The 23,793-nt window shown below is 60.8% G+C and carries 26 protein-coding genes; 14 read left to right on the top strand and 12 right to left on the bottom strand.

Annotated elements, in window-relative coordinates; translation table 11 throughout:
* Positions 1-3: 3 nt before the first annotated feature.
* Genes nrdR through ACS4RR_RS17660 form a run of 3 tightly spaced genes read left to right on the top strand, consistent with a single transcriptional unit; the run spans position 4 to position 2,402 of the window.
* Complete coding sequence (gene nrdR, locus ACS4RR_RS17670) at positions 4-480, top strand: transcriptional regulator NrdR (protein WP_326889607.1); 477 nt, start codon at positions 4-6, stop codon at positions 478-480.
* Between the two features lie 3 nt (positions 481-483).
* The gene (gene ribD, locus ACS4RR_RS17665; protein WP_222384731.1) at positions 484-1,791 is read left to right on the top strand and encodes a bifunctional diaminohydroxyphosphoribosylaminopyrimidine deaminase/5-amino-6-(5-phosphoribosylamino)uracil reductase RibD; all 1,308 of its coding nucleotides are present in this window, start codon (positions 484-486) and stop codon (positions 1,789-1,791) included.
* Positions 1,791-2,402, top strand: a complete 612-nt coding sequence (locus ACS4RR_RS17660) for a riboflavin synthase (protein ID WP_162117191.1) — start codon at positions 1,791-1,793, stop codon at positions 2,400-2,402. Before ribD ends, ACS4RR_RS17660 begins: the two co-directional genes overlap by 1 nt.
* A gap of 39 nt (positions 2,403-2,441) precedes the next feature.
* On the opposite strand, the gene ACS4RR_RS17655 is transcribed toward ACS4RR_RS17660, so the two are convergent.
* The 9 genes from ACS4RR_RS17655 to ACS4RR_RS17615 form a co-directional block, all read right to left on the bottom strand.
* A protein-coding gene (locus tag ACS4RR_RS17655; protein WP_162115351.1) for an IS630 family transposase occupies positions 2,442-3,390 on the bottom strand; the annotation gives its coding sequence in 2 pieces (ribosomal slippage) (positions 2,442-3,053 and positions 3,055-3,390; 948 coding nt in all).
* A 141-nt stretch (positions 3,391-3,531) separates the two neighbouring features.
* Entirely contained in the window at positions 3,532-4,401 is an 870-nt protein-coding gene (gene rfbA / locus ACS4RR_RS17650) for a glucose-1-phosphate thymidylyltransferase RfbA (protein WP_026154098.1), read from the bottom strand.
* Positions 4,402-4,411: 10 nt separating this feature from the next.
* The gene (rfbD, locus tag ACS4RR_RS17645; RefSeq protein ID WP_456189077.1) at positions 4,412-5,299 is read right to left on the bottom strand and encodes a dTDP-4-dehydrorhamnose reductase; all 888 of its coding nucleotides are present in this window, start codon (positions 5,297-5,299) and stop codon (positions 4,412-4,414) included.
* A gap of 3 nt (positions 5,300-5,302) precedes the next feature.
* Positions 5,303-6,358, bottom strand: coding sequence for a dTDP-glucose 4,6-dehydratase (rfbB, locus tag ACS4RR_RS17640; RefSeq protein WP_456189076.1), 1,056 nt, complete (start codon positions 6,356-6,358; stop codon positions 5,303-5,305).
* A 6-nt stretch (positions 6,359-6,364) separates the two neighbouring features.
* Positions 6,365-6,943 carry a dTDP-4-dehydrorhamnose 3,5-epimerase gene (gene rfbC, locus ACS4RR_RS17635; protein ID WP_017963782.1) on the bottom strand — a complete coding sequence of 193 codons (579 nt, stop codon included), beginning with the start codon at positions 6,941-6,943 and terminating at the stop codon, positions 6,365-6,367.
* 24 nt (positions 6,944-6,967) lie between these two features.
* A complete protein-coding gene (locus tag ACS4RR_RS17630; RefSeq protein WP_456189075.1) occupies positions 6,968-8,944 on the bottom strand; it encodes a CgeB family protein in 1,977 nt (658 codons plus the stop codon).
* A gap of 310 nt (positions 8,945-9,254) precedes the next feature.
* Positions 9,255-9,770, bottom strand: coding sequence for a GNAT family N-acetyltransferase (locus ACS4RR_RS17625; protein WP_456189074.1), 516 nt, complete (start codon positions 9,768-9,770; stop codon positions 9,255-9,257).
* 26 nt (positions 9,771-9,796) lie between these two features.
* The gene (locus tag ACS4RR_RS17620; protein ID WP_222281015.1) at positions 9,797-10,297 is read right to left on the bottom strand and encodes a cupin domain-containing protein; all 501 of its coding nucleotides are present in this window, start codon (positions 10,295-10,297) and stop codon (positions 9,797-9,799) included.
* A gap of 214 nt (positions 10,298-10,511) precedes the next feature.
* On the bottom strand, positions 10,512-10,871 hold the full coding sequence (locus ACS4RR_RS17615; protein WP_456189073.1) for a hypothetical protein: 360 nt from the start codon (positions 10,869-10,871) through the stop codon (positions 10,512-10,514).
* Between the two features lie 345 nt (positions 10,872-11,216).
* On the opposite strand from ACS4RR_RS17615, the gene ribH reads away from it, so the two are divergent.
* The 3 genes from ribH (at position 11,217) to ACS4RR_RS17600 (ending at position 14,495) form a co-directional block, all read left to right on the top strand.
* Positions 11,217-11,672, top strand: a complete 456-nt coding sequence (ribH, locus tag ACS4RR_RS17610) for a 6,7-dimethyl-8-ribityllumazine synthase (protein WP_017963787.1) — start codon at positions 11,217-11,219, stop codon at positions 11,670-11,672.
* Between the two features lie 3 nt (positions 11,673-11,675).
* Positions 11,676-12,158 (top strand): transcription antitermination factor NusB, encoded by a 483-nt coding sequence (gene nusB, locus ACS4RR_RS17605; RefSeq protein WP_017959878.1) that lies wholly within the window; start codon positions 11,676-11,678, stop codon positions 12,156-12,158.
* Between the two features lie 198 nt (positions 12,159-12,356).
* A complete protein-coding gene (locus tag ACS4RR_RS17600; RefSeq protein WP_456189072.1) occupies positions 12,357-14,495 on the top strand; it encodes a sodium-translocating pyrophosphatase in 2,139 nt (712 codons plus the stop codon).
* A 95-nt stretch (positions 14,496-14,590) separates the two neighbouring features.
* On the opposite strand, the gene ACS4RR_RS17595 is transcribed toward ACS4RR_RS17600, so the two are convergent.
* Entirely contained in the window at positions 14,591-15,124 is a 534-nt protein-coding gene (locus ACS4RR_RS17595; RefSeq protein WP_017963789.1) for an outer membrane protein assembly factor BamE, read from the bottom strand.
* Between the two features lie 136 nt (positions 15,125-15,260).
* Between ACS4RR_RS17595 and ACS4RR_RS17590 the strand changes: the two genes are divergently transcribed.
* The 6 genes from ACS4RR_RS17590 (at position 15,261) to ACS4RR_RS17565 (ending at position 19,737) form a co-directional block, all read left to right on the top strand.
* Positions 15,261-15,902: a ubiquinol-cytochrome C chaperone family protein gene (locus ACS4RR_RS17590; protein WP_456189071.1), complete on the top strand. Its 642-nt coding sequence runs from the start codon at positions 15,261-15,263 to the stop codon at positions 15,900-15,902.
* A gap of 11 nt (positions 15,903-15,913) precedes the next feature.
* On the top strand, positions 15,914-16,468 hold the full coding sequence (locus ACS4RR_RS17585; RefSeq protein ID WP_162117201.1) for a YceD family protein: 555 nt from the start codon (positions 15,914-15,916) through the stop codon (positions 16,466-16,468).
* A 98-nt stretch (positions 16,469-16,566) separates the two neighbouring features.
* Positions 16,567-17,613 (top strand): phosphate acyltransferase PlsX, encoded by a 1,047-nt coding sequence (plsX, locus tag ACS4RR_RS17580; protein ID WP_026154101.1) that lies wholly within the window; start codon positions 16,567-16,569, stop codon positions 17,611-17,613.
* Between the two features lie 20 nt (positions 17,614-17,633).
* On the top strand, positions 17,634-18,605 hold the full coding sequence (locus tag ACS4RR_RS17575; RefSeq protein ID WP_456190150.1) for a beta-ketoacyl-ACP synthase III: 972 nt from the start codon (positions 17,634-17,636) through the stop codon (positions 18,603-18,605).
* Between the two features lie 105 nt (positions 18,606-18,710).
* A complete protein-coding gene (locus tag ACS4RR_RS17570) occupies positions 18,711-19,049 on the top strand; it encodes an integration host factor subunit alpha (protein ID WP_018241528.1) in 339 nt (112 codons plus the stop codon).
* A 148-nt stretch (positions 19,050-19,197) separates the two neighbouring features.
* Positions 19,198-19,737 (top strand): MerR family transcriptional regulator, encoded by a 540-nt coding sequence (locus ACS4RR_RS17565; RefSeq protein WP_017963795.1) that lies wholly within the window; start codon positions 19,198-19,200, stop codon positions 19,735-19,737.
* A 9-nt stretch (positions 19,738-19,746) separates the two neighbouring features.
* Here the strand turns inward: ACS4RR_RS17565 and ACS4RR_RS17560 are convergent, their stop codons facing one another.
* Positions 19,747-20,094: a response regulator gene (locus ACS4RR_RS17560; RefSeq protein ID WP_064251550.1), complete on the bottom strand. Its 348-nt coding sequence runs from the start codon at positions 20,092-20,094 to the stop codon at positions 19,747-19,749.
* A 380-nt stretch (positions 20,095-20,474) separates the two neighbouring features.
* On the opposite strand from ACS4RR_RS17560, the gene ACS4RR_RS17555 reads away from it, so the two are divergent.
* Complete coding sequence (locus ACS4RR_RS17555) at positions 20,475-22,121, top strand: ATP-binding protein (protein ID WP_456189070.1); 1,647 nt, start codon at positions 20,475-20,477, stop codon at positions 22,119-22,121.
* Positions 22,122-22,160: 39 nt separating this feature from the next.
* Here the strand turns inward: ACS4RR_RS17555 and ACS4RR_RS17550 are convergent, their stop codons facing one another.
* A complete protein-coding gene (locus ACS4RR_RS17550; protein ID WP_222281013.1) occupies positions 22,161-22,475 on the bottom strand; it encodes a DUF1236 domain-containing protein in 315 nt (104 codons plus the stop codon).
* A 326-nt stretch (positions 22,476-22,801) separates the two neighbouring features.
* Here ACS4RR_RS17550 and bcsN point away from each other — a divergent pair, with 326 nt between their 5' ends.
* On the top strand, positions 22,802-23,785 hold the full coding sequence (bcsN, locus tag ACS4RR_RS17545; protein WP_456189069.1) for a cellulose biosynthesis protein BcsN: 984 nt from the start codon (positions 22,802-22,804) through the stop codon (positions 23,783-23,785).
* Positions 23,786-23,793: the final 8 nt, after the last annotated feature.

The raw sequence follows: 23,793 nt of genomic DNA, 5'->3' as shown, positions 1-23,793 counted from the left end.
GGGATGCGCTGCCCCTATTGCGGTTCGGAAGATACTCAGGTCAAGGATCTGCGCCCGGCGGAGGACAACACGTCCATCCGCCGGCGGCGCATCTGTCCGGATTGCGGCGGCCGCTTCACGACGTTCGAGCGCGTGCAGTTGCGCGAGCTGATGGTCATCAAGAAGACCGGCCGCAAAGTGCCCTTCGACCGCGACAAGCTGGTGCGCTCCTTCGAAGTGGCGTTGCGCAAGCGCCCCGTCGAGCGGGACCGCATAGAGCGCGCCGTCTCAGGCATCGTCCGCCGGCTTGAAAGCTCCGGCGAGACCGAGATCTCCTCCGAGCAGATCGGCCTGCAGGTGCTGGAAGCCATGAAGAGCCTCGATGATGTCGGCTTCGTGCGCTACGCCTCGGTCTACCGGGATTTCTCGCTTGCCGAGGATTTCGAGAAGGTCATTTCCGAGATCAACGCCAAGATTGCCCGCGACCCGCTGGACAGGTGAGCCATGAGCATCACGCCGCATGACGAACGTTTCATGGCGGCGGCGATCCGCCTGTCGCGCTGGCATCTCGGCCGCACCGCCACCAATCCTTCCGTCGGCTGCCTGATCGTCAGGGATGGCGTCATCGTCGGCCGTGCGGTGACGGCGCTCAGTGGCCGCCCGCATGCCGAGACGCAGGCACTCGCTGAAGCCGGCGCGCTTGCCCGCGGCGCCACCGCCTATGTGACGCTCGAACCCTGCTCGCATCACGGCAGGACGCCGCCGTGTTCCGAGGCGCTGATCGACTATGGCGTTGCCCGCGTCGTCATCAGCGTCACCGATCCCGATCCGCGGGTTTCAGGCCGCGGTATCGCCATGCTGCGCGAAGCCGGCATAGAGGTGGATGCCGGCGTGCTGGAGGCGGAGGGCCGGCAGTCGCTTGCCGCCTATCTCACCCGCCAGACGAAGAACCGGCCCTATGTGACTCTCAAACTTGCCGTTTCCGCCGATGGCATGATCGGCCGCGAGGGGGAGGGGCAGGTGGCGATAACAGGCCCGGAGGCCCGCGCCCAGGTGCAGGCGCTGCGCGCCGAAACCGATGCCATCCTGGTCGGCATCGGTACCGCGATTGCGGATGATCCGCTGCTGACTGTGCGTTTGCCAGGTCTTCAATCGCAATCGCCGATCCGCATCGTGCTCGATCCCTCGCTGGCATTGCCGTTGACCAGCAAGCTTGTGGAGACAGCGCGGGAAGTGCCTGTTATCGTGGTGGCGAGGGAGGAAGTGTGGCCGTTGTCATCGGATGCGGAGGGATTACCCCCCTCTGCCCTGCCGGGCATCTCCCCCACAAGGGGGGAGATCGGCAAGAGGCGCGATCCGAATTCCCCTGTTTCCGATGGTGATGGTTTCGCCTTGAGGCAAGACGTGGGGCAAGGGGCTAACCCCGATCCGATCTCCCCCCTTGTCGGGGAGATGCCCGGCAGGGCAGAGGGGGGTGCCGCACCCACCGACTTGGACTCCCGCCGTGCAGCCCTCGAGGCCGCCGGCGTTGAGGTCGTCCATTGCAATCCCTATCATCCGGAAGTCTTGCTGCCGGCACTCGCGACGCGCGGTATTTCCTCGCTTCTGGTCGAGGGCGGCGCAAAGACGGCGCGGCTTTTCCTCGAGGCTGGCCTCGTTGACCGCATCCAGCTTTATCAGGCGCCTGTCGTCATCGGCGAGCGCGGTATTGAATCGCCGCTGACGAGATCCGACATACCATCGGGTTTTGCCCATACGGGCACGCTGATGTTCGGCGGCGATCGCCTGGACGAATACGAAAGAGGGCTTTGATGTTCACTGGAATAGTCACCGATGTCGGCACGGTTGAATCCGTTTCTCCCCTGAAGGAAGGCATCCGCCTGCGGGTCGCGACCGCCTATGATCCCTCAACCATCGACATGGGTGCCTCGATCTCCCATGCCGGCATCTGCCTCACCGTCACCGGCCTGCCGCAGCAAGGCAGCAATGGCCGCTGGTTCGAGGTTGAGGCCTGGGAAGAGGCGCTGCGGCTGACGACGATCGCCACCTGGCAGGAAGGCAGCCGCATCAATCTCGAACGGTCGCTGAAGATCGGTGATGAACTCGGTGGCCACATCGTTTCCGGCCATGTCGACGGCAAGGCGGAAATCCTCTCGGTGACAGCAGAGGGCGACGCCACCCGCTACCGCCTGCGCGCGCCCGAACATCTGGCGAAATTCGTCGCCCCCAAGGGTTCGATCGCACTCGACGGTACTTCGTTGACGGTCAATGCGGTCGACGGCACGGATTTCGACGTGCTGCTCATCCGCCACACGCTCGAAGTCACCACCTGGGGCGAGCGCAAGGCCGGCGATTTCGTCAATTTCGAAGTCGACACCATGGCGCGCTACGCCGCCCGGCTGGCGGAATTCCCTGCTGGATAACGCCGCCAACCGGAATTGGACGCGGCGCTCTAGAGCGTTTCAGGTTTTGACGGAAGCGTATCCGGCATTGTCGAAGTAGTTGCTGCATTCGCTGGGCTCGATGGTTGTGACGAGGTGTCCGATGTGGCGCCAGGTGTCATCGATGGTTCGCTTCTGAGCCAGGCGCATCCAGTGCTTGATTTTGGCGAAAGCCTGTTCGATCGGATTGAGGTCGGGGGAGTATGGCGGCAAGTACCAGAGCCGAGCACCAGCGTTGCGGATCATCTGACGGATGGCGACCGACTTGTGGGAGCCGAGATTATCCATCACGACGATGTCGCCGGGTTTGAGCACCGGTACGAGTTGCTGCTCGACATAGGCGCGAAAGCACTCACCGTTGATCGGTCCATCGAAGACACAGGGTGCGGTAAGCCGATCGCAGCGCAACGCGCCGAGGAAAGTCAGGGTGCGCCAATGTCCGTGCGGCGCGAAGCTGCGCAGGCGTTTGCCCTTCGGCCCCCACCCTCGAAGCGGCGCCATGTTGGTCTTGATCCAGGTTTCATCGATGAAGACCAGCCGTCTTGGATCGAGGCCAGCCTGCCAGGATCGCCAGCGCTGTCGCCGTCGCGCGACGTCAGCGCGCGCCTGCTCAAGGGCGAACAGTGTTTTTTTTGAACCGCAATCCCTCACGTCGCAGGAACTGCCATACCGTATCGTGGGATACCTTCACCCCTCGCGCGGCCAGCTCTTCCTTCAACCTGTGCAGTGACACATGCGGCGTCTGGTTGATCCGCTCCACGATAAACGCCCGATGCGGCTCCAGAACCCGCTTGCGGTGGCCGCCCATCTTCCCAGGCGCGACAGATCCGCTCGAACGATAACGCTGCGACCACTTTACCGCTGAAGACACGGCAATACCGAACCGCGCCGCAACCGACCGGCAGCTCTCACCGGCTTCGATTGCAGCAACAACACGCTCACGAAGATCATTGGAAAGAGGTCGCGTCATTCGATGCTGGCCTCCACTCCAGCCAGCATCTTGAATCACAAAACACACAAAAACGGAATCCCTTCCGATTCAACTAAATCCGGATACGCTCTAACACGTAAATCGAATGATCTCGCCGTTGTACTGCGCCGGCCGGATAGCTCACCAATCCGGGGACAGCTTCGTCAGATACTGGCCGTAGGCGCTCTTGCCGAGCTTCTCGGCGAGCTTGGCGAGGTCGTCCTGCGAGATGTAGCCCATGCGCCAGGCGACTTCTTCAGGACAGGCGATCTTGAAGCCCTGGCGTTTCTCCAGCGTGCTGACGAAGCCTGCGGCATCGAGCAGGCTGTCCGGCGTGCCGGTATCGAGCCAGGCATAGCCCCGGCCCATCAGCTCCACAAAAAGCTGGCCGCGCTCGAGATAGGTGCGGTTGACGTCGGTGATTTCCAATTCGCCGCGCGGTGATGGCTTCAGGTTGGCGGCGATATCGACCACCTGCTGGTCGTAGAAATAGAGGCCGGTCACCGCCCAGTTCGATTTTGGCTCCTTCGGTTTCTCCTCGATCGACAGCGCATTCATTTTTTCGTCAAAGCCGACAACGCCATAGCGTTCCGGATCGGTGACGTGATAGGCGAATACCGTCGCGCCTTCCCGCCGGCTCGTGCCGGATTTCATGATTTCCGGCAGTCCGTGCCCGTAGAAGATGTTGTCGCCGAGAACGAGTGCCGAGCTGTCGCCGTGCAAGAAGTCGGCGCCGATGATGAAGGCCTGGGCGAGGCCGTCCGGGCTCGGCTGTACGGCATAGGTCAGCGAAATTCCCCATTGCGAGCCGTCGCCGAGAAGGCGCTTGAAGGCTTCGATGTCGTGAGGCGTAGTGATGATCAGCAACTCCCTGATGCCGGCGAGCATCAGCGTCGTCAGCGGATAGTAGATCATCGGCTTGTCGTAGACCGGCATCAACTGTTTCGAGACGGCCTGCGTGATCGGATGCAGACGCGTGCCCGTGCCGCCGGCGAGAATAATCCCCTTCATGCCCATCTCCCTAAAGACCTTTATTCAAGAGGTCTTGCATGACAATCTTCATAGACTGCTTCCACTCCGGCAGCCGGATACCATATGTTCTGGCGAGCTTGTCACCGTTGAGACGTGAATTGGCGGGACGCTTGGCCGGTGTCGGATAGTCCGCGGTCGGGATGCGCTCGACGCCGACGTTTCTGCCGCCGGATTGGGAAAGCTCCGTGAATATCTCTTCGGCGAAATCAGCCCAGCTTGCTTCGCCGCTGCCGGTCAGGTGAAAAGTGCCGCGGAGCGATGGCTCAGGGTCCGCTACAACTCGGGTTGCGATCGCAACAATCGCATCGGCGATGTCGAGTGCCGAGGTCGGGCATCCTGTCTGATCGGCGACAACGCGAAGATGATCGCGCGTCTCGGAAAGCCGCAGCATTGTTTTCAGGAAATTAGTGCCAAAGGGCGAATAGACCCAGGCGGTGCGCAAGATGACGTGGTTCGGGTTCGCCGCCGCGACGGCCTTCTCGCCTGCGAGCTTCGAACGCCCATAGACGGAGATCGGCGCCGTCGCATCCTCTTCGGAATAGGCTGAGGCCTTGTCGCCGCTGAAGACGTAGTCGGTCGAACTGTGGATGACCGGGGCCCCGATCCGCGCGGCAGCCTCGGCAACCGCCCCGGCGCCTGCTGCGTTGACGGAAAAAGCAAGCTCGGGTTCGCTCTCGGCCTTGTCGACCGCCGTATAGGCGGCGGCGGAGACGATCACATCCGGCCGCAGAGCCGAGAAGGCGGCTGCGATGCTTGCAGGATCCGCGAGGTCCATTTCCGGGCGCCCGACCGCGCTGATTTCGACGCCCATTTCGGCGCCACGTCTGAGCAGCGACTGAACGACCTGGCCCTGTTTGCCGGTGACGGCAATGCGCATCGCTTATCGTCCCTTGAAAACGCCGAGGCGTTCGCCGGAGTAGACGTTTTCGCGCAGCGGCCTCCACCACCATTCGTTTTCCAAGTACCAGTGCACGGTCTTCTCGATGCCAGTTTCGAAGGTCTCTTGCGCCTTCCAGCCGAGTTCGCTTTCGAGTTTGGAGGCATCGATCGCATAGCGTGCGTCGTGTCCGGGACGATCGGTGACGTTGTTGATCAGACGTTTATGCCGTCTCTTGTCACTGTAGACGTCGTCGAGAATAGCGCAGATGCGATGAACGACATCGATGTTCCTGCGCTCATTGCGACCGCCCACATTGTATTTTTCGCCGGGGCGCCCTCTGGATGCGATCGTGAAGAGCGCGCGGGCGTGGTCTTCGACATAGAGCCAGTCGCGGACATTCGCGCCATTGCCGTAAACCGGAAGAGGCTTGCCCTCCAGTGCGTTCAGGATCATCAGCGGAATGAGCTTTTCGGGGAAGTGGAACGGGCCGTAGTTGTTGGAGCAATTGGAGACGACGACGGGCATGCCGTAGGTTCGGTGCCAAGCGATCGCCAGATGGTCGCTCGCGGCCTTGGAGGCGGAATAGGGCGAGGAGGGATCGTAAGGCGTCGTTTCCTCGAAGAGGCCCTCGTCGCCGAGCGAGCCGTAGACCTCATCGGTCGACACCTGCAGAAAGCGGAAGGCACTCTTGCGGCGAGCCTCAAGCCCATCCCAATAGTGCCGTGCGGCATCCAGCAGACTGAATGTGCCGACGATGTTGGTCTGAATGAAATCGTCCGCACCCGAGATCGAGCGGTCGACATGGCTCTCGGCCGCGAGATGCATGACGGTATCAGGGCGGAAGGACGCGAATGCTTCCTGCATCCTGGCGCGGTCGCAGATGTCGGCGTGCAGGAATTGATAGTTCGGCGCCGATTCGACGGATTTCAGCGATGCCAGATTGCCGGCATAGGTCAGCGCGTCGACATTCAGCACCTCGGCGCCGATCCCGCTGACGAGATGGCGCACCAATGCCGATCCGATGAAGCCGGCTCCGCCGGTGACGAGTATGCGCATCGGCGATCAATCCTCGGCTTGCTGTGCTGAATAGGAAAAAGGACTTGGCAGATCGGCGAGCCGCGGCAGCGTCTTGTCCTTGTCGGACGATACCATATCTCGCTCATTGAAGGGCCAGCGAATGCCGATCATCGGATCGTTCCACGCGATGCCCCGATCATGCTGCGGGCTGTAGGGTGCGGTTACCTTGTAGCTGATGACGCTGTTCGGCTCGATCGTTGCGAACCCGTGTGCGAAACCGGCCGGTATCCAGAGCTGTTTGCCGGTTTCCGGCGAGAGCTCCTGAGAGAGCCATTTGCCGAAGCTCGGCGATCCCTCGCGAATATCGACGACGACATCCATGATCCGGCCGGCAAGGCAGCGCACCAGCTTGCCCTGTGCGAAGGGCGGTATCTGGAAATGCAGCCCCCGAACGGTGCCCGCCTGCGCCGAAAGCGATTCATTGTCCTGGATGAACGTGACGTCAGCCACATTTTTCCGGAACCAAGCATCCTTGAATACCTCGGAGAAGTAGCCGCGGTGATCGCCGAAGCGTGGCGGCGTGATCGAAATGATGCCCTCGATGACCGTGGTCTCAATACGCATGATTTACCTTTTCTGCGGCCTTCATCAAGCGCCCGCCCTCATGACGCTCATCAGCATGTCCGCCTGCGAGCGGCTCTGCATAGCCGCAAGGCCCTTCGCGGCAATGGCATCGCGCTCGTCGGCATCTGCGATCAGCTTGTAGCAGCGCTCGATCATGTCGTCATAGGGCTCAATTGCCAAGCCGCCGATGAATGGCTGAAGGTCCTGATCGCGGATGTTGCCTTCCGTCAGCACGCAAACGCGATTGGCGAGCAGATAGGAAATGCGCACGATCTCGAAGACGCCGCTCGCATAATGATGGATGTTGATCACGATCTTGGCGCGGGCAATCGCCGCATCGCGTTCCGCGCCATAGATGTTGAAGAGATGCGCGACCTCGAGCCCGCCGTCCTTCAGCGTCTTCAGGATATGGTGGCGGCGTTCGTTCATCGAGCCGTAGAAGAGCACGTCGATATCTTTAACGGCGGCGTGCTGTATCTGGCTGAGGCAGCGGCTATAGCCGATTTCGAGCACGCCGGCGTGATCAATGCCCCTGGCGGCGAGATTTTCCCGGTTGCGCGGGCTGTAGTCGAGAACCGGAAACGACTTCAGGATCGAGGTGTAGCGCGAATTGATCCAGATGCTTTCCTCGGACACCTGCTCGAGATTGATGACGACACTGTCCTTCGGCAGATGGCCGACGATTTCGGCCGGGAGAAGATTGCCGCCATAGATGATCGGCGCACGACCGGCGAATGCGTTCATGTCCCGGGTGATCGGTGCCGAGCCGCCGAGTTCCTCGAAGGCGCCCTGTAGGCCAAGCGCGACTTCGTCGAAGGCGTGGCTGTGATTGTAGTTGTCGGGCGTCACGATCCAGATGCAATGACGGTCCCTGTGTGCCTGCCATCCGCCGGCAAAGGGCTGCAAAAGGTTGCGGAGCGGCTGCTCGATCTTCGGCGCGGCTGGTATCGCGGGCCTTTCCGTCCGCACCGGCTGCTGCGGTATCGGGGAAGCGCCTGACGCCTGCCGGGCATAGGCGCGCATCAATTCTCGGCCGCCGATAAATTGGCCGCGCGGCATCCAGCCGGGCGGATCATCAGCCCCCCAGATCAGGTGCGGCTGCTTGATGAGCGGCTGGCGGCCTTGCTGCCACGAGGTCAGGAGAGCCTCGTCACGGCTCCGCAGAAAAGCTTCCTTGGCGGCGAAGAGGCCATGTAGCATCCGGCCGAGACGGACACCGAACTTCCATTCGAAATCGGCAACGGTCGGTACGAAGGCGGCGATCTTCAGTCCGGATGCGATAGCCTGCTGGACATAAAGTCCGAGCAGACGCTCGATCACGAAGGGGCGCATCTGCGCGCTGGCATCGCGGGAATAGTGAGCTGAACCGGCATAGGCGGCGCCCGCCGCCGTGCCGGCGCGCGCTTGGTTTTCCAGCGATTCCAGAATGCGTTCGCAAAAGGCGAAATACCCCGACCAGAATTTCCGGTTGCCGCAGAAATAGTTACAGAACATGAAGGCAGTCTTGTCCTGCGGCGGTGCGATCGGATAGCCCAGCTCCTGGATATGCAGAAAAATCGGCTCCATGCCGGGGTGGCCGCCAAGCAGTGAATGTTCCCAGACGTTGCTGTAGATCGCCGCGTGGCCGATCAGCGGATTGTAAAGATACGCGTCCGCACCTTCTGCCCTGGCCTTTTCCGCCTCCGTGACAAAAGATGGAAAGCTCGTCACCGACTTCATCTCGAATTTGCTGGAGAGCAGCCCCCAAAACACGTCGTCACCGAGGCCGATCGCCTCGTGATGCTGATGCAGGGTGAGGAAGAGTTCATATTCGCGGGTCGTAGCCTGCGTATTGAACGAGATGTCGAGCGGCATGGCAGCCGCATCGAGCTGGCTGCGCTGCGAAAGATCGAGATAAGGCTGATAGATAATGACGGATCCCGTGCCCGCAGCCTTCTCCGTGAGAAGCGCCAGGTCGGGAAGACCGGCCGGCAAAGAAGAAATGGGCTGATTGATCGTCAAGGTATGTCCTTTGCGAAGAGCGGCCGTCTGCATGGGAAATCCGCAGAACGGCAATTCGAGCCTGTTTGATGCCTACTATTTGAGATGAAGCTTGCGCCACACTGTTCGCAGAACTTTCGCTGGTCAGCATGGAGCGGGTGTGGGCGCTCGACTTCCGTGCTCAGTTTTCTCTAGCCAGCGTTATTGGCTCAGCCGCTTCTGCTGCCAGTATCGCAAAGAACTGCGATGGCACGTTTGGAATTGGGCCGCCTCGGATTATACGCCGCTTTTGTAGACCCCATCATTCGACACGGTAGCCAATTCTCATTCCCTACCGCGAAAACTGGATGATCTCGCCGTTGTACTGCGTGCGCGCCGTCTCGCGGAATCCGAGCTTGGTTGCGACCCGTAGCGACGCCTGGTTCTCGGGACTGATGATGCAGCTCATTTGTTTTTCGGGAAAATGCGTTTCCGCCCAGCCGATCAGGACTTTCAGCGCCTCAGTGGCATAACCGCGGCCGTGCGCCGAGGGCATCAGCGCCCAGCCGACCTCCATCGTCCCCTCGATAGACGGTTCCAGCTCGCGCCGGGATTCCTGGAAGCCCGCTTCACCGATGAACCGGCCGCTCTCCTTTTCGACGATCGCGAGAAAGCCGAAGCCCATGTGATGCCACATGCCGGCGACGCGTAGCATGCGGCTCCAGCTCTGCTCGCGCGTCGATGGCACGCCGGTGATGAAGCGCACAACATCCTCGTCCGCCCATAGTGCCGCATGTGCGTCGAAATCGTCGAGGCGGTGAGGGCGAAGCGTCAGCCGCTCCGTTTCGAGGATTGGAATGTCGGTCACATCGGTCCTTGTAAAAAAACACGTCCTCAGGCGCCGGGCTCCCCGTCCCAATAGTCGAGATCGCCTTCCGGCCGTCCGATATGACGAAAGCGCTTGTTTTCTGCACCGTCCCTATTCGTCTTGGCAAGGAATTTTCCGGAATCGGGATATTCGACGATCTCGGTCTTCGCCATCGTCGAAATGCCGAGATAGACGAGTGTGGCCATGCCGGTATTGATGATCTGGTGCGCCGTTTCAGGCCCGCCGGCCGGCGCGCCGAGTACGTCGCCCGCCTTGATCGCATGGCGCGCATCGCCGAAGCGGTATTCGCCGGTACCCGCGATCACATAGAAGAGCTCGTCTTCGACGTGGTGGTTGTGGAAGGGGCAGCCCGATTTGCCCGGCGGCACCTCGTTGTAGCTGACGCCGAGGCCGACAAGGCCGATAAGCGTGCTGAAAGAGGTGTCGGTGCTTTCATAGAGCTCGCCCTGTTTCCAGTGGTCGAGCTTGAGATCGGCGGTATTGATCACCGCCTTCGATTCCGTCATGACGTCCTCCTGTTTCAGCAAGAGAAGCCGTCATCCCAGGAAAATTCAATGATTATCTGGGCCTATCTCCGATATCCCCAGCATGGGCGGAGAGGAGACCGCGCCCATGCTTTGAGAGCCGTGCGTCGAATGGAAACGCTAGGGACGCTCGATCACTCAACCCGCGCATACCGCCGACGATCGATTCCGGCCTCGGGTGGTATGCGCTGGCGCGTCAGCGGACGTAGAAGGTCAAGCTTCCGTCGGCTGCCTGCTCGGCGTTGACGATGTTGCGGACGTCGACGCCTTCGTTGTTAAGCCGGTGGGCAAGCGACCTGTTGGCGTCGATCGAGGCCTGGATGCCGTGGACGGCCTGGCTGGAACGTTCCGGTGCCGAGCGCGGACCGGTCGTCTCGTCATCGAGATTGCGCCAGTTATGGACCTGCTCGACATTGAAGTCATTGCCCTGGAAGGTCCTGAGTGTCCGCTCGATGCCCTGGGCCGTGTTCATCCCAAGGCTTTCGGCCCGGCTGACGCCGGCAAATGCGAGAGAGGAGAGGGCTGCAGCGATAGCAATGGTGACAACGCGGTTCATGATGGTATCCTTTCATCTGCTTAGACGGTCGGCTGTCGTTGCAGGGATCGTCTGCGTCACGACATGGAATTGGCTCTCTCCGTTCCGTGATTCAATGGGTTAAGCCACTGAAAACCCATTAAGAATTATTCATGAAAGCCGCCTTCGAATTGTCGCTTTCGAGGCGTCGGAGAAAGCTGATTTCAGAGGCTTGCCCAGCTGTGCATCTGTGGTGCTGCTATCCCCTCGCAGATATTTCCTCTTTCCTGTTGCGGCATCGGGCGAAATTGCTTGCCATTCGGACGAAGGCATGTTTTGACCGCGGGCTGCCGCGTGGGTAAATGTCCCGCCAACCGAAGGTGAACCATGCCGAGAGAGACCGCTCCCCATATTTTGATCGTTGAGGCCCGCTTCTACGACGACATGGCCGACGCCCTGCTCGAAGGCGCGACCTTCGCATTGACAGAGGCCGGCGCTACATTCGAGGTCGTCACCGTTCCCGGCGCACTGGAAATTCCGGCGGCGATTGCCATGTCGCTCGATGGAGAGGACAATGGCGGAACGCATTATGACGGCTACGTCGCCCTCGGCATGGTCATTCGCGGCGAGACCTATCACTTCGATATCGTCTCGAACGAATCCTCGCGCGCCTTGATGGATCTCGCGATCAGCGAGTCCCTTGCCATCGGCAATGGTATCTTGACCGTCGAAAACGACGAACAGGCTTGGGTGCGCGTGCGCCGCTCGGAAAAGGACAAGGGCGGATTTGCCGCTCGTGCAGCTTTGACCATGATCGAGCTGAAGCAGAAACTGGGTGCATAACGAATGAACGACGACAAGACGGAACGGCCGGTCAAGACTGCGAACCAGCGGGGCGCTGCCCGTCTTGCTGCCGTTCAGGCCCTGTATCAGATGGATGTCGGCGGTACCGGCGTTCTGGAGATCGTGGCTGAATACGAGGCGCATCGGCTTGGTCAGGAAATCGATGGCGCGACCTATCTGAAGGCCGATGCCGCCTGGTTCCGTTCCATCGTCTCCGGTGTCGTGCGCGATCAGGTTCGTCTCGATCCGCTGATTGCCGCAGCCCTGCAGGATGATTGGGCCTTGTCACGCCTCGACAGCACCGTGCGCGCCATCCTGCGTGCCGGCGTCTTCGAGATCACCGACCGCAAGGACGTTCCGGTGGCGGTCATCGTCACCGAATATGTCGAGATTGCCCAGGCCTTCTTCGATGACGATGAGCCGAAGCTCGTCAACGCCGTGCTCGACCGCATCGCAAAGCAGGTCCGCGGCGAGGCGAAGAAATAAGTCTTTAGTCGCCAAACAATCCGCCTGCGTCTTTCTTCGCACCGCAATAGTTTTCGCCCGTTGCGGTCTTGACGCCACGTGATCGACCACGCAATCTCCGCAGCGCTTAGCTGTGGCATTTCTGTGGAGAGGAAGGCGATTCGGCGGCGTATCTGCCGGAGAAGGAGTGAGCTCCGGCCTTTGGGAGGAAAGAGCGAAATGACGATTCTTTTATGCGTAATCGCATGCGGTCTGCTCTCGGTGGTTTATGCCGCCTGGGCAACCCGGTCGGTGCTTGCTGCCGATCAGGGCAATAGCCGCATGCAGGAGATCGCGGGCTATATCCGCGAAGGCGCTCAAGCCTATCTGACGCGCCAGTACAGAACCATTGCCATTGTCGGCGTTGTCGTTTTCATCTTAGCCTGGCTGCTTCTTTCCGCCGAGGCCGCGATCGGCTTCCTGATCGGTGCCCTGCTTTCCGGTGCTGCCGGTTTCATCGGCATGCACGTCTCCGTCCGCGCCAATGTGCGCACCGCCCAGGCGGCTTCCGTCAGCCTTTCCGCCGGCCTCGACATCGCCTTCAAGTCGGGTGCGATCACCGGCATGCTGGTGGCCGGCTTGGCGCTGCTCGGCGTCTCCATCTACTATACGGTATTGACCGTCGGGCTCGGCCATGAGAGCGGCTCGCGCGAAGTCATCGATGCGCTGGTGGCGCTCGGCTTCGGCGCTTCGCTGATTTCGATCTTCGCCCGTCTCGGCGGCGGCATCTTCACCAAGGGCGCCGATGTCGGCGGCGATCTCGTCGGCAAGGTGGAAGCCGGCATTCCCGAAGACGATCCGCGCAACCCCGCAACCATCGCCGATAACGTCGGCGACAACGTCGGCGACTGTGCCGGCATGGCCGCCGACCTTTTCGAGACCTATGCGGTTTCGGTCGTCGCCACCATGGTTCTCGCCTCGATCTTTTTTGCCGGCGCGCCGATCCTCCAGTCTGCGATGGTCTATCCGCTGGCGATCTGCGGTGCCTGCATCATCACCTCGATCATCGGCACCTTCTTCGTCAAGCTTGGCGCGAACGGCTCGATCATGGGCGCTCTCTACAAAGGCCTCATCGTCACCGGACTGCTGTCGATCGTCGGCCTTGGCGCTGCTACCTCGCTCACCATCGGCTGGGGATCGATCGGCTCCGTCGGAGGCGCCGATATATCAGGCGCGCACCTCTTCTTCTGCGGCATCATCGGCCTCGTCGTCACCGCGCTGATCGTGGTGATCACTGAATATTATACCAGCACAGGCAAGCGCCCGGTCGTCTCGATCGCCCAGGCATCGGTCACCGGTCATGGCACCAATGTCATCCAGGGTCTCGCCGTCTCACTGGAATCGACGGCACTGCCGGCGATTGTCATCGTTGGTGGCATTCTCGCCACCTACCAGCTCGGCGGCCTGTTCGGCACCGGCATTGCGGTCACGGCGATGCTCGGCATCGCCGGAATGATCGTCGCGCTCGACGCGTTCGGACCCGTGACGGACAATGCCGGCGGTATCGCTGAAATGTCGCATCTGCCGCCGGAGGTGCGCAAATCCACCGATGCGCTCGATGCGGTCGGCAACACGACCAAGGCTGTTACCAAGGGCTATGCCATCGGTTCCGCCGGTCTCGGCGCACTGGTTCTCTTCGCGGCCTACTCCTACGACCTCAAATATTTTGCGGCGAATGGCGACAAGTTCCCTTATTTTGCCGGCATCGGCGAAATTTCCTTCGATCTTTCCAACCCTTACGTGGTGGCTGGATTGATTTTCGGAGGTCTCATTCCCTACCTCTTCGGCGGCATCGCCATGACCGCCGTCGGCCGGGCGGCCGGCGCGATCGTCGAGGAAGTACGTCGTCAGTTCAAGGAAAAACCGGGCATCATGCAGGGCACGGAAAAGCCGGATTACGGCAGGGCGGTCGACCTTCTGACCAAGGCCGCCATCCGCGAGATGATCGTGCCGTCGCTGTTGCCGGTGCTGGCGCCCATCGTCGTCTATTTCGGCGTGCTGCTCATCTCCGGCTCCAAGGCCTCCGCCTTTGCCGCCCTCGGCGCATCGCTGCTCGGCGTCATTATCAACGGCCTCTTCGTCGCCATCTCGATGACGTCGGGCGGCGGTGCCTGGGACAACGCCAAGAAGAGTTTCGAGGACGGTTTCGTCGACAAGGACGGCTTGCGCCACATGAAGGGTTCGGATGCGCACAAGGCTTCCGTCACCGGCGATACCGTCGGCGATCCCTACAAGGATACTGCCGGCCCGGCCGTCAACCCGGCGATCAAGATCACCAACATCGTCGCGCTGCTGCTGCTCGCCGTTCTCGCCGGATGAGGCATGCCGCCCGGCTCGGCGCGGCAAACGAACAGCGACCATCAAAAAACCCCGCCGGAGCGATCCGGCGGGGTTTTCGTATGAGGCTTATCCTATCAGCGCAGGCTGCTTGGGTTCTGCGGCGTGCCGCCGGCACCACCGCCGAACAGGCTGCGGGCAGCACTCGCGGCGCTGCCGCCGGAAAGCATCTGCTGCAGGAAGGTGAGTTCCTTGCCGCCGGTCGGCGTGACCCGCCCGATCGTGTCGAACACCTTGCCGTCCTGCAGCGTATAGTTGGCGCGGCGGCTGACGACGCCGTCCTTGTCGAAATAGATGGCCAGAACGCTCTGATCGACGACCTTCAGTTTCTGGAAGGCGACGGCACGCGTGCGCCGCTGCGAGATGTAATAGAAGACTTCGCCGTCGAAGGTCGCCGTCGTCGACGGGGTGCCGAGCGAAAGCAGCACCTGCTCGCGGCTGGAGCCTTCCGGAACGAGGTTCAGCGACTGCTGGTCGGCGACGTAGCCGCCATTGAGCACGGTGCTGGTCTGGCAACCGGAAAGAGCTGATGTGGAGGCGATTATGAAGGCAATGGCCGCACTGCTGAAGAATTTCACGTCAGACTTGAAATACCGTTTATTCAACGACATCTACTCCCTTGAGTGTCGATAGCAGCCATTTGGGGCCTTGCACGCTTTCCTCCTGCAAAACCATTGTGGCCATTCCGGGTCGAATGTCCCGAATTCGCTTCGCTGACGCATCGAAGGCGTCGTCCCGAAACTGGCCATGATCGGCATTGCAATTCGCGCCTGCTTCGGTAAACCAGCTTTCGAAATCATGCAACAAGGCCAGGCGCCAGCCGGCATGAAGAATGAGGCATTTCCGGAAAAAACAATGATCTTCGGGCTCTTCCGCAAGAAAAACAACAATCAGGCGATCGTCGATCGGCAATATGCGGCGTTAGCGGCGGCTGCGCGCATGCCGGAACTCTACGAGTGGCTCAATGTGCCGGATACGGTCATGGGCCGTTTCGAGATGCTGTCGATCGCCATGATTCTGTTTTTTCGCCGCACACGTGCTTCGACCACCAGCGGCCAGGAGATCGCCCAGGAGATCGTCGATGCTTTCTTCCAGGATATCGACTATTCGATCCGCGAACTCGGCATCGGCGACAACAGCGTGCCGAAGCGTATGAAGAAGCTCGCCGGTATGTTTTACGGCCGGCTTGAAGCCTATTCGAAGGCGATGGACACAGGCGATGCCGAAGCGCTCGCTCTCGCTCTTCAGCGCAATATCTACCCCGAAACCTCGGCGCCTGCCGATATGTCCGGCCTCGCCGGATGGATGATGGCCGCAGAATCGCATCTGTCCGCCGTCCCCGAAGAGGTGATCGCTACCGGTTCGGCGACGCTCCCGCCGGTCGCCTGAAGGAGGAAACGATGAAGAACGATCGGGACGGTGTTCCCTTCTCCTATCACGTCAAGGTCGGCCACATCTCGGCCAACCCCGTCGAGGTCCATGTCGAGGCCGACACCAGCGAACTGAAGGCGCTTGCCGAGACCTGGAACGTCGTCTCCGTGGATGATTTGCGCGCCGATCTGCAGATTGCCCGCTGGAAGCGCGACGGCGTGCGCATCAAGGGCCGCGTGCAGGCGAAGATCGTCCAGTCCTGCGTCGTGACGCTGGAACCGGTCGAATCCGCCATCGACGAGAGCTTCGAGCAGATCTTCGTGCCGGAGGGCTCCAAGCTTGCCCGCCAGGCGGGCAACGACGCCGGCGAGATGTTGCTCGATCCGGATGGCCCCGATCTGCCCGAGACCTTCGTCGGCGATACGATCGACGCCGGCGAGGTGGTTGCCGAATTCGCCGCTCTCGCGATCGATCCCTATCCGCGCAAGGAGGGCATCGAATTCGCCGGCCATGTCGAGGACAGCGGCGAGGACGACAAAAAGCCCTCCGCTTTCGCAGCCCTCAAGGACTGGAAAAAGGACTGAAGCCCCTCTGGCATTTGACACAATTCAGTTGTAAGCGACGCCAAAACCGGTATTTTGGCCGAAATTTCGCCCTCGGCGAAAAGAAGGATCAGGGACGCGTGATCAGAATATCTCTCGACCTCATGGGTGGCGACTTTGGTCCCCAGGTTGTCATCCCCGGGGCCGCCAAGGCGCTGGATCGGCATCCTGATATGTCCTTCGTTCTCTATGGTCTCAAGGAACAGTGCGATCCGGTTCTCGCCAAGTTTCCGAAGCTCAAGGAAAAGTCGCTCTTTCACGACTGCGAGCTTGCCGTCGCCATGGATGAGAAGCCGAGCCAGGCGCTGCGCCGTGGCCGTTATATCTCCACCATGTGGCGTTCAATCGAGGCGGTGAAGACGGGTGACGCCGATGTCGCCGTCTCGGCAGGCAATACCGGAGCGCTGATGGCAATGGCGAAGTTCTGTCTGCGCACCATGGCCAATATCGAGCGTCCGGCGATTGCTGCGATCTGGCCGACGCTGAAGGGTGAGAGCATCGTGCTCGATGTCGGCGCGACGATCGGCGCCGATGCACAGCAGCTGATGGATTTTGCCCTGATGGGCGGCGCCATGGCGCGTGCGCTTTTCGAGGTCGAACGTCCGACGGTCGGCCTTCTGAACGTCGGCGTCGAGGAGATGAAAGGCCAGGAGGAAGTCAAGGAGGCCGGCCGGCTGTTGCGCGAGGCGAACATCGATTCGCTCGAATATTCCGGCTTCGTCGAGGGCAACGACCTTGGCAAGGGCACGGTCGACGTCGTCGTCACCGAAGGATTTTCCGGCAATATCGCCCTCAAGACGGCCGAAGGCACCGCCAAGCAGATCGGCGAATATCTGCGTGCCGCCATGTCGCGCACGCTGCTGGCCCGCATCGGCTATCTCTTTGCTAAAAGCGCCTTCGATATGCTTCGCGAGAAGCTCGATCCGAGCAAGGTCAATGGCGGCGTGTTTCTCGGCCTGAACGGCATCGTCATCAAGAGCCATGGCGGGGCGAATGCCGAAGGCATCGCAGCCGCCATCGAAGTCGGCTACGACATGGCCAAGAACGGCCTCAATCAGAAAATAGAAAACGATCTTAAGAAATACCATGCCAAGCGGCTGCCCCCGATGGGCCCGGAAGCGGCATGAGCGATAGGGTTCAATCAAAGATGATCCGTTCAGTGGTTCGCGGGTTCGGAGCCGCACTCCCGAAGCGCGTGATGACCAATCGTGACATGGAGGCCATCGTCGACACATCCGACGAATGGATCGTCCAGCGCACCGGCATCCGCCAGCGTTATGTTGCCGGTGATGACGAAACGACGGCGTCGCTGGGTGAGGCCGCCGCGCGCGCAGCCCTTGCCAATGGCGGCCTGACGCCAGCCGATATCGATCTTGTCATCTGCGCCACCTCGACGCCGGATAACACCTTTCCGGCCACGTCGGTCAACATCCAGAACCGCCTCGGCATGAGCCACGGCTTCGCCTTCGACGTCCAGGCCGTCTGCACCGGTTTCGTCTACGCGGTGACGACCGCCGATGCCTATATCCGCGGCGGGCTTGCCAAGCGCGTTCTCGTCATCGGCGCCGAAACTTTTTCGCGCATTCTCGACTGGAACGACCGCACCACCTGCGTGCTTTTCGGCGACGGCGCCGGCGCGATCATACTCGAAGCGAGCGAAGGCGAGGGCACAGTTGCCGATCGCGGTGTGCTGACCGCGCATCTGCGCTCCGACGGCTCGCACAAGGACAAGCTCTATGTCGATGGCGGACCGTCGACGACGGGCACTGTCGGAAAGCTGCGCATGGAAGGCCGCGAGGTCTTCAAATACGCCGTGGGCATGATCACCGATGTCATTCAGGCGGCTTTCAATGCGACCGGGACCACCGCCGATGACCTCGACTGGTTGGTACCGCATCAGGCCAATCGCCGCATCATCGACGGTTCGGCGAAAAAGCTGAACATCGATGCGGCGAAGGTCGTCATCACCGTTGACCTGCACGGCAATACGTCGGCCGCCTCGATCCCGCTGGCACTTGCCACCGCTGCCGGCGACGGCCGCATCAAGAAGGGCGACCTGGTGATGCTCGAAGCGATGGGCGGCGGTTTTACCTGGGGTGCGGTTCTGCTGCGCTGGTAGGCACAAATCCTAAAAAACTGGCGGCGAACAAGAGCTTGACCGTAAGGCGCAAGACAAATACTCTTCGTGCGATTTCACAAAATATTTTGTATGGGCGGGGAAACCATGACCGGAAAAACAGTGACGCGAGCAGACCTGGCGGAATCCGTTTTCCGAAAGGTTGGGCTGTCCCGGACCGAATCTGCCGAACTGGTCGAAACTGTCATCGACGAGATCTGCAACGCCATAGTGCGTGGTGAAACCGTCAAGCTTTCCTCCTTCGCCACCTTCCAGGTGCGCGACAAGAACGAACGAATCGGCCGCAACCCGAAGACTGGCGAGGAGGTTCCGATTTCCCCCCGCCGGGTCATGACCTTCAAAGCGTCGAACGTGCTGAAGACGCGCATCCTCAAGGCGCATGTCGCTCGCAAGATCAAGCTGAAGCCGCTGAATCCGGCTCCTTGATAATCGGCTTCCCGTTTCGAAACGGCTTTTTCTCTCTCGCACTGACCATCCTTGTGCGCAACGTCGAGACATGACTTGAATTGTCGGCGCCAAACCGTTGAAATATGATGAGTCGCCGTAGGATCGAGCCGCGAGGTCGCGTAGCAGTATGACGTTGGACAAGAGCCCCGATGCCTTTCGCACCATCAGCGAAGTCGCAGACGATCTTGATCTGCCGCAGCATGTGCTGCGCTTCTGGGAGACGCGTTTTCCCCAGATAAAGCCGATGAAGCGCGGCGGCGGCCGTCGCTACTACCGGCCGGAGGATGTGGATCTCCTCAAGGGCATCCGGCATCTGCTCTATGATCACGGCTATACGATCAAGGGTGTGCAGAAGCTTCTGAAGACCAACGGCAACAAGTTTGTCATATCGGTCGGCCACGGCGATCTCGCCAGCGTCGAGGCGCTTGCGTCGGGCGTGCAGGAGGTGGGTGCCGGGGAACCGCGCGTCGGCATGGCTGATGAAGACCAGATTGTCGGCCGCGCCAAACCGCCGATCACCCGCAGGTTCTTCAACTTCGTCGCTGGAGACGACGAGCAGGAAGTCTCGATCGGCAAATCGAGCGTTGGCAAGGAAGACCGAGCGCTGCTGCAGGAGGCGCTCTACGACCTCCTGGAATGCAAGCGTCTGCTTGATCAGGTGCGTTGAACAGGAACGTCAGGTTTCAGTCAGCCGCTTCATCGCCTGTTCGAGTTCGCTGAGCTGGAAGGGTTTTTGCAGCACGGGCAGCATGCTGGGGCTGCTGCCATCAGGCGGCGCGCCATATCCCGTTGCATAGAGATAGGGTTTTCCGCGTTCGTCGAGCAGCTTTGCGACCGGCAGCGAGCTCTGCCCGGCAAGCGAGACGTCGAGGATGGCAGCGTCGAACTCCGTATCCCTGGCGGTTGCAAGCGCCCGTTCCAGATCGGGCGCGCTTGCGCAGACCCGGTAACCCAAATCGGCGAGCATGTCCTCAAGCAGCATGGCAATCAGCGTGTCGTCTTCGACGATGAATATGTCTTTCATGATCCCGTCCACCCATTGCCCCCTTGCTAAAGCATGTCGCGCAAAAGTGTGCCGCGGTTTTGCGCTAACGACATGCGTAAAAACAAAGACCTAAAGCGCGAGGAGCGAATCTGAAAGATCGCGACGCGCTTTAGGCACGGAGATTTATGTGGACTGCCTGCACGGCTCGTCAAGACGTTGTGCCCGCCAGTACGAGAAACAGCATATTGCCGGTTGAAATTCGATGTGCAAAAGCTGGGATGCCGTTTTCCGCAACGGCTCCTGCATAATTCCTTAAACCGGCATCGATTCGAGGAATAAAATTATGCAGCAATTCAAAGCGTTACAGCGTCATTTGCGCGTCTGAAAAGACATGGCGGCGCCGTAAGAAGGGGTGTCGAATGGATTTGCTGAGTGCCACGGATTGGCTGCGTCACAGGCCGGGTTATACATATCCGCTGGCCATTGCCTTCGTTGGCCTGACGTTTCTTCTAAGGCTTGCCGCCAGCGAAACTCTCTCCGGCTTTCCCTTCCTAAGCTTTCTTCCGGCGATATTGCTCGCCAGTTTCTTAGGTGGCGTGGGGCCGGGCCTTGTCGCGGCCTTGGTTGCCGGTTTCATAGTCCAGCAGTTTTTGGTCGAGCCGCACAATGTCTTCTGGCCGGTCAGCGCCAGCCAATGGGTCGGCCTTTCCACTTATTTCATCAATGCCGCGATCATCGTCGGCCTGATGGAGATGATCATTATCGCACATGAGCGACAGAGCCGCCTTCGCAGCGAACTCAACAGCTTCAACACGCGCCTCGAAGAGACAGTGGTTCAGCGCACTGCTGAGCTCAGGCATGAGATGGAAGAGAATGCGGCCGCTCAGGCGCAGGTCCGCCAGTTGCAGAAGATGGAGACGATCGGCCAGCTGACCGGCGGCGTCGCCCATGATTTTAACAACATGCTGGCGATCATCATCGGCAACCTCGATCTCGCGCAGCGGCGCCTGAGCGGCAGCGAGGATCCCCGCCTGCCATACTCCATCCAGAATGCCAAAGACGGTGCGCAGAGGGCGGCGGTACTGACCGCGCGTCTTCTTGCTTTCTCGCGCCAGCAGCCGCTCGCCCCAGAGGTGATCGACCTCAACAAGCTGGTCGGCGGCATGTCTGAGCTCTTGCGGCGCACGCTCGGCGAGCAGATCCGGATCGAGACCGTGCTTGCCGGGGGTCTCTGGCCGAGCTTTGCCGATTTGAGCCAGCTCGAAAATGCCATCTTGAACCTTGCCGTCAACGCCCGCGATGCTATGCCGGGCGGCGGAAATCTAACGATCGAGACAGCCAATACCGAACTCGACGAGCGATATTCGCGCATGCATTCGGAAGTCGAGGCAGGCCAATATGTAATGATCAGCATGACCGACACTGGCACCGGCATGTCGCCGGAGGTGATCGAGCGCGCCTTCGACCCATTCTATACAACCAAGGGACCCGGCAAGGGCACCGGCCTCGGCCTCAGCCAGGTTTACGGCTACGTCAAGCAGAGCGGCGGCCACATCAAGATCTATTCGGAGATCGACAGGGGCACGACGGTGAAGATCTATCTCCCCCGTCGTGTCGGCGTGACGGACGCCCGGTCGGGCGCAGCCGGCGCCCAGCCGATCCCTCACGGCAGTGTTAGCGATACGATCCTGGTGGTGGAGGACGATGAGAACGTCCGCACCATGACCGCCGAAAGCCTGCATGAACTCGGCTACACCGTGTTGCAGGCTGCAAGCGGCATAGAGGCGCTTGTGTTGCTCGAACAAAATCCGGCAGTCGACCTGATCTTCACCGATATCGTCATGCCGCAGATGAGCGGACGCCAGCTTGCCGATGTCGTCCAGGAAAAATGGCCGACGATCCGGATCCTCTACACGACGGGTTACACCCGCAATGCCATCGTCCACAATGGTGTGCTTGATCACGGCGTTTCCCTGCTCGCCAAGCCCTTCAGTCTGGAGCAGCTCGCCCATAAGATCCGCGAACTTCTGAATGTACCGGCGAGAGTGGGAGACGAGTGGACGTGAAGCCGGAATACGGCCGCACGTCCACAATTCCCGATCGCGTTATTCCAGGACCTGGATAATGCGGTGCGTCTTCGGCTCGACAATCACCCGCCGCTCATTGACGACGGTATACCCATAGCCGTCCATGTTCGGTACAGTGTGCACTTCGACGGTATCGGGAAGTGTGGTTCCAACCGTGATGTCGCCGTCATAGGCGATGGACGGTGTGTTTTGCTCCATCACATAAGTGCGCACTTCGCCGGGCAATACGACGGAGCCGGTCGGTGCGGGATCAGTGACAATGACGGTGCTCTGTGCGAAGGCGGCGGAGCTGATGGTCAGTATGGCGGCCGCAGCCAGCATGGTCTTGCGCATGGGATGTTCTCCTTTTCTACCCCAGACCTCAAGGCAACGCCGGCCATGCGGCATGGTTCCCCGCGAGCTTTTCGCCGCAGCGGAAGACAGGCGCAATGAGAGTAATTAAGTTGTTACTAAATTAATTTATGCGTCATACGGTTGAGCTGTCTGAACAAAGTTCGAAAAGACTCCAGCCGATGATGTTAGAGCCCGCTTGTTTACTTTTCGCTAACCATGTTGGACGTTTATTCTGAACGGACGACCAGCCGGTCGTTGATTCGACGATCCGTCGCGTTTCGGCTTGCGAATGGATCTCTAGAGAGACGATTGCGGCGGCTCGAGACATGCGCTTGCGGAAGACCATATTGCTGTTGGCCGTGGCGGGCATGATGGCCAGCTGCACGTCGACAGGCGGCGTACGCCAGCTTTCCGGGCCGGAGACGGTAGCGCCTGAAAAGGCGCTGGTCCTGCCGCCGCCGGGCGGCCCGTCGATCGTCAGCGTCATCGAGCGCAAGCGCGGCAACGGCGTCGAGCAGACGATCTCGCTGTTTACCTCATCCTCCGTGCCCGGCCAGAATTTCCTGAAGGTCCAGTTCTTAGGCGCTTCCGGAGCCAATCCCGGTACCGGCAATGCCGGCTTCAGCATGATCAACGAGAGCGGTATTGGCCGCGAGGTGGCCCGTTCGGCCCCCGGCGTGCCGATGGCGACGTCGGCGACCTTCTTGCAGAACGCCTATGGCCCCTTCGGTTATGCCTCCGGCCGCAGCCGTGCCGGCGACACCTGCGTCTATGCCTGGCAGCAGATCCGCTCCAGCACCGCTGCCAATACCCAGGCGCGCAATTTCGGCATGATCCAGCTGCGCCTGCGCCTTTGCGATGCGAGAGCGAGCGAGCGCCAGCTGCTCGGCATCGTCTATGGCTACACCGTCACCGGCACCTTCGAGGGCGAGGTCTGGAACCCTTACGCCAATCCGCCGCCCGCCGACGCAGCACTTGGGCGAACCGGCGCGCCGATCTATCCCGACGAAGGCGGTTATCGCGCCAGCCCGATTCTGATCGGTTACGAGCCGGCGCCTGCCATTGTCAGCCGGCCGCGGGCATCTGCCGTTCGCAGCGCTGCGACCTCGCAACCGGCTCAAGGCGCCGCATCGGTGCCTGCACCTATCGGCCCGCGGGTGCCGCTGCCGGGCGAGGCGCCGCAGACGAGCGCAAAGCCAGATGCGGCCGCCGCGCCAATCGAACAATCGGTAAGGGCAATCGGCGTCACCGTGCCTTCGCCGGACTGCATAGGCGACGCGGCCATGACGGCCGCCTGCCGGAGACAATGAGCATGCCC

The sequence above is a fragment of the Rhizobium zaerense genome (assembly GCF_051810725.1).
Taxonomy (GTDB): Bacteria; Pseudomonadota; Alphaproteobacteria; order Rhizobiales; family Rhizobiaceae; genus Rhizobium; species Rhizobium leguminosarum_I.
This window is presented reverse-complemented; position numbering and strand designations above follow the sequence as displayed.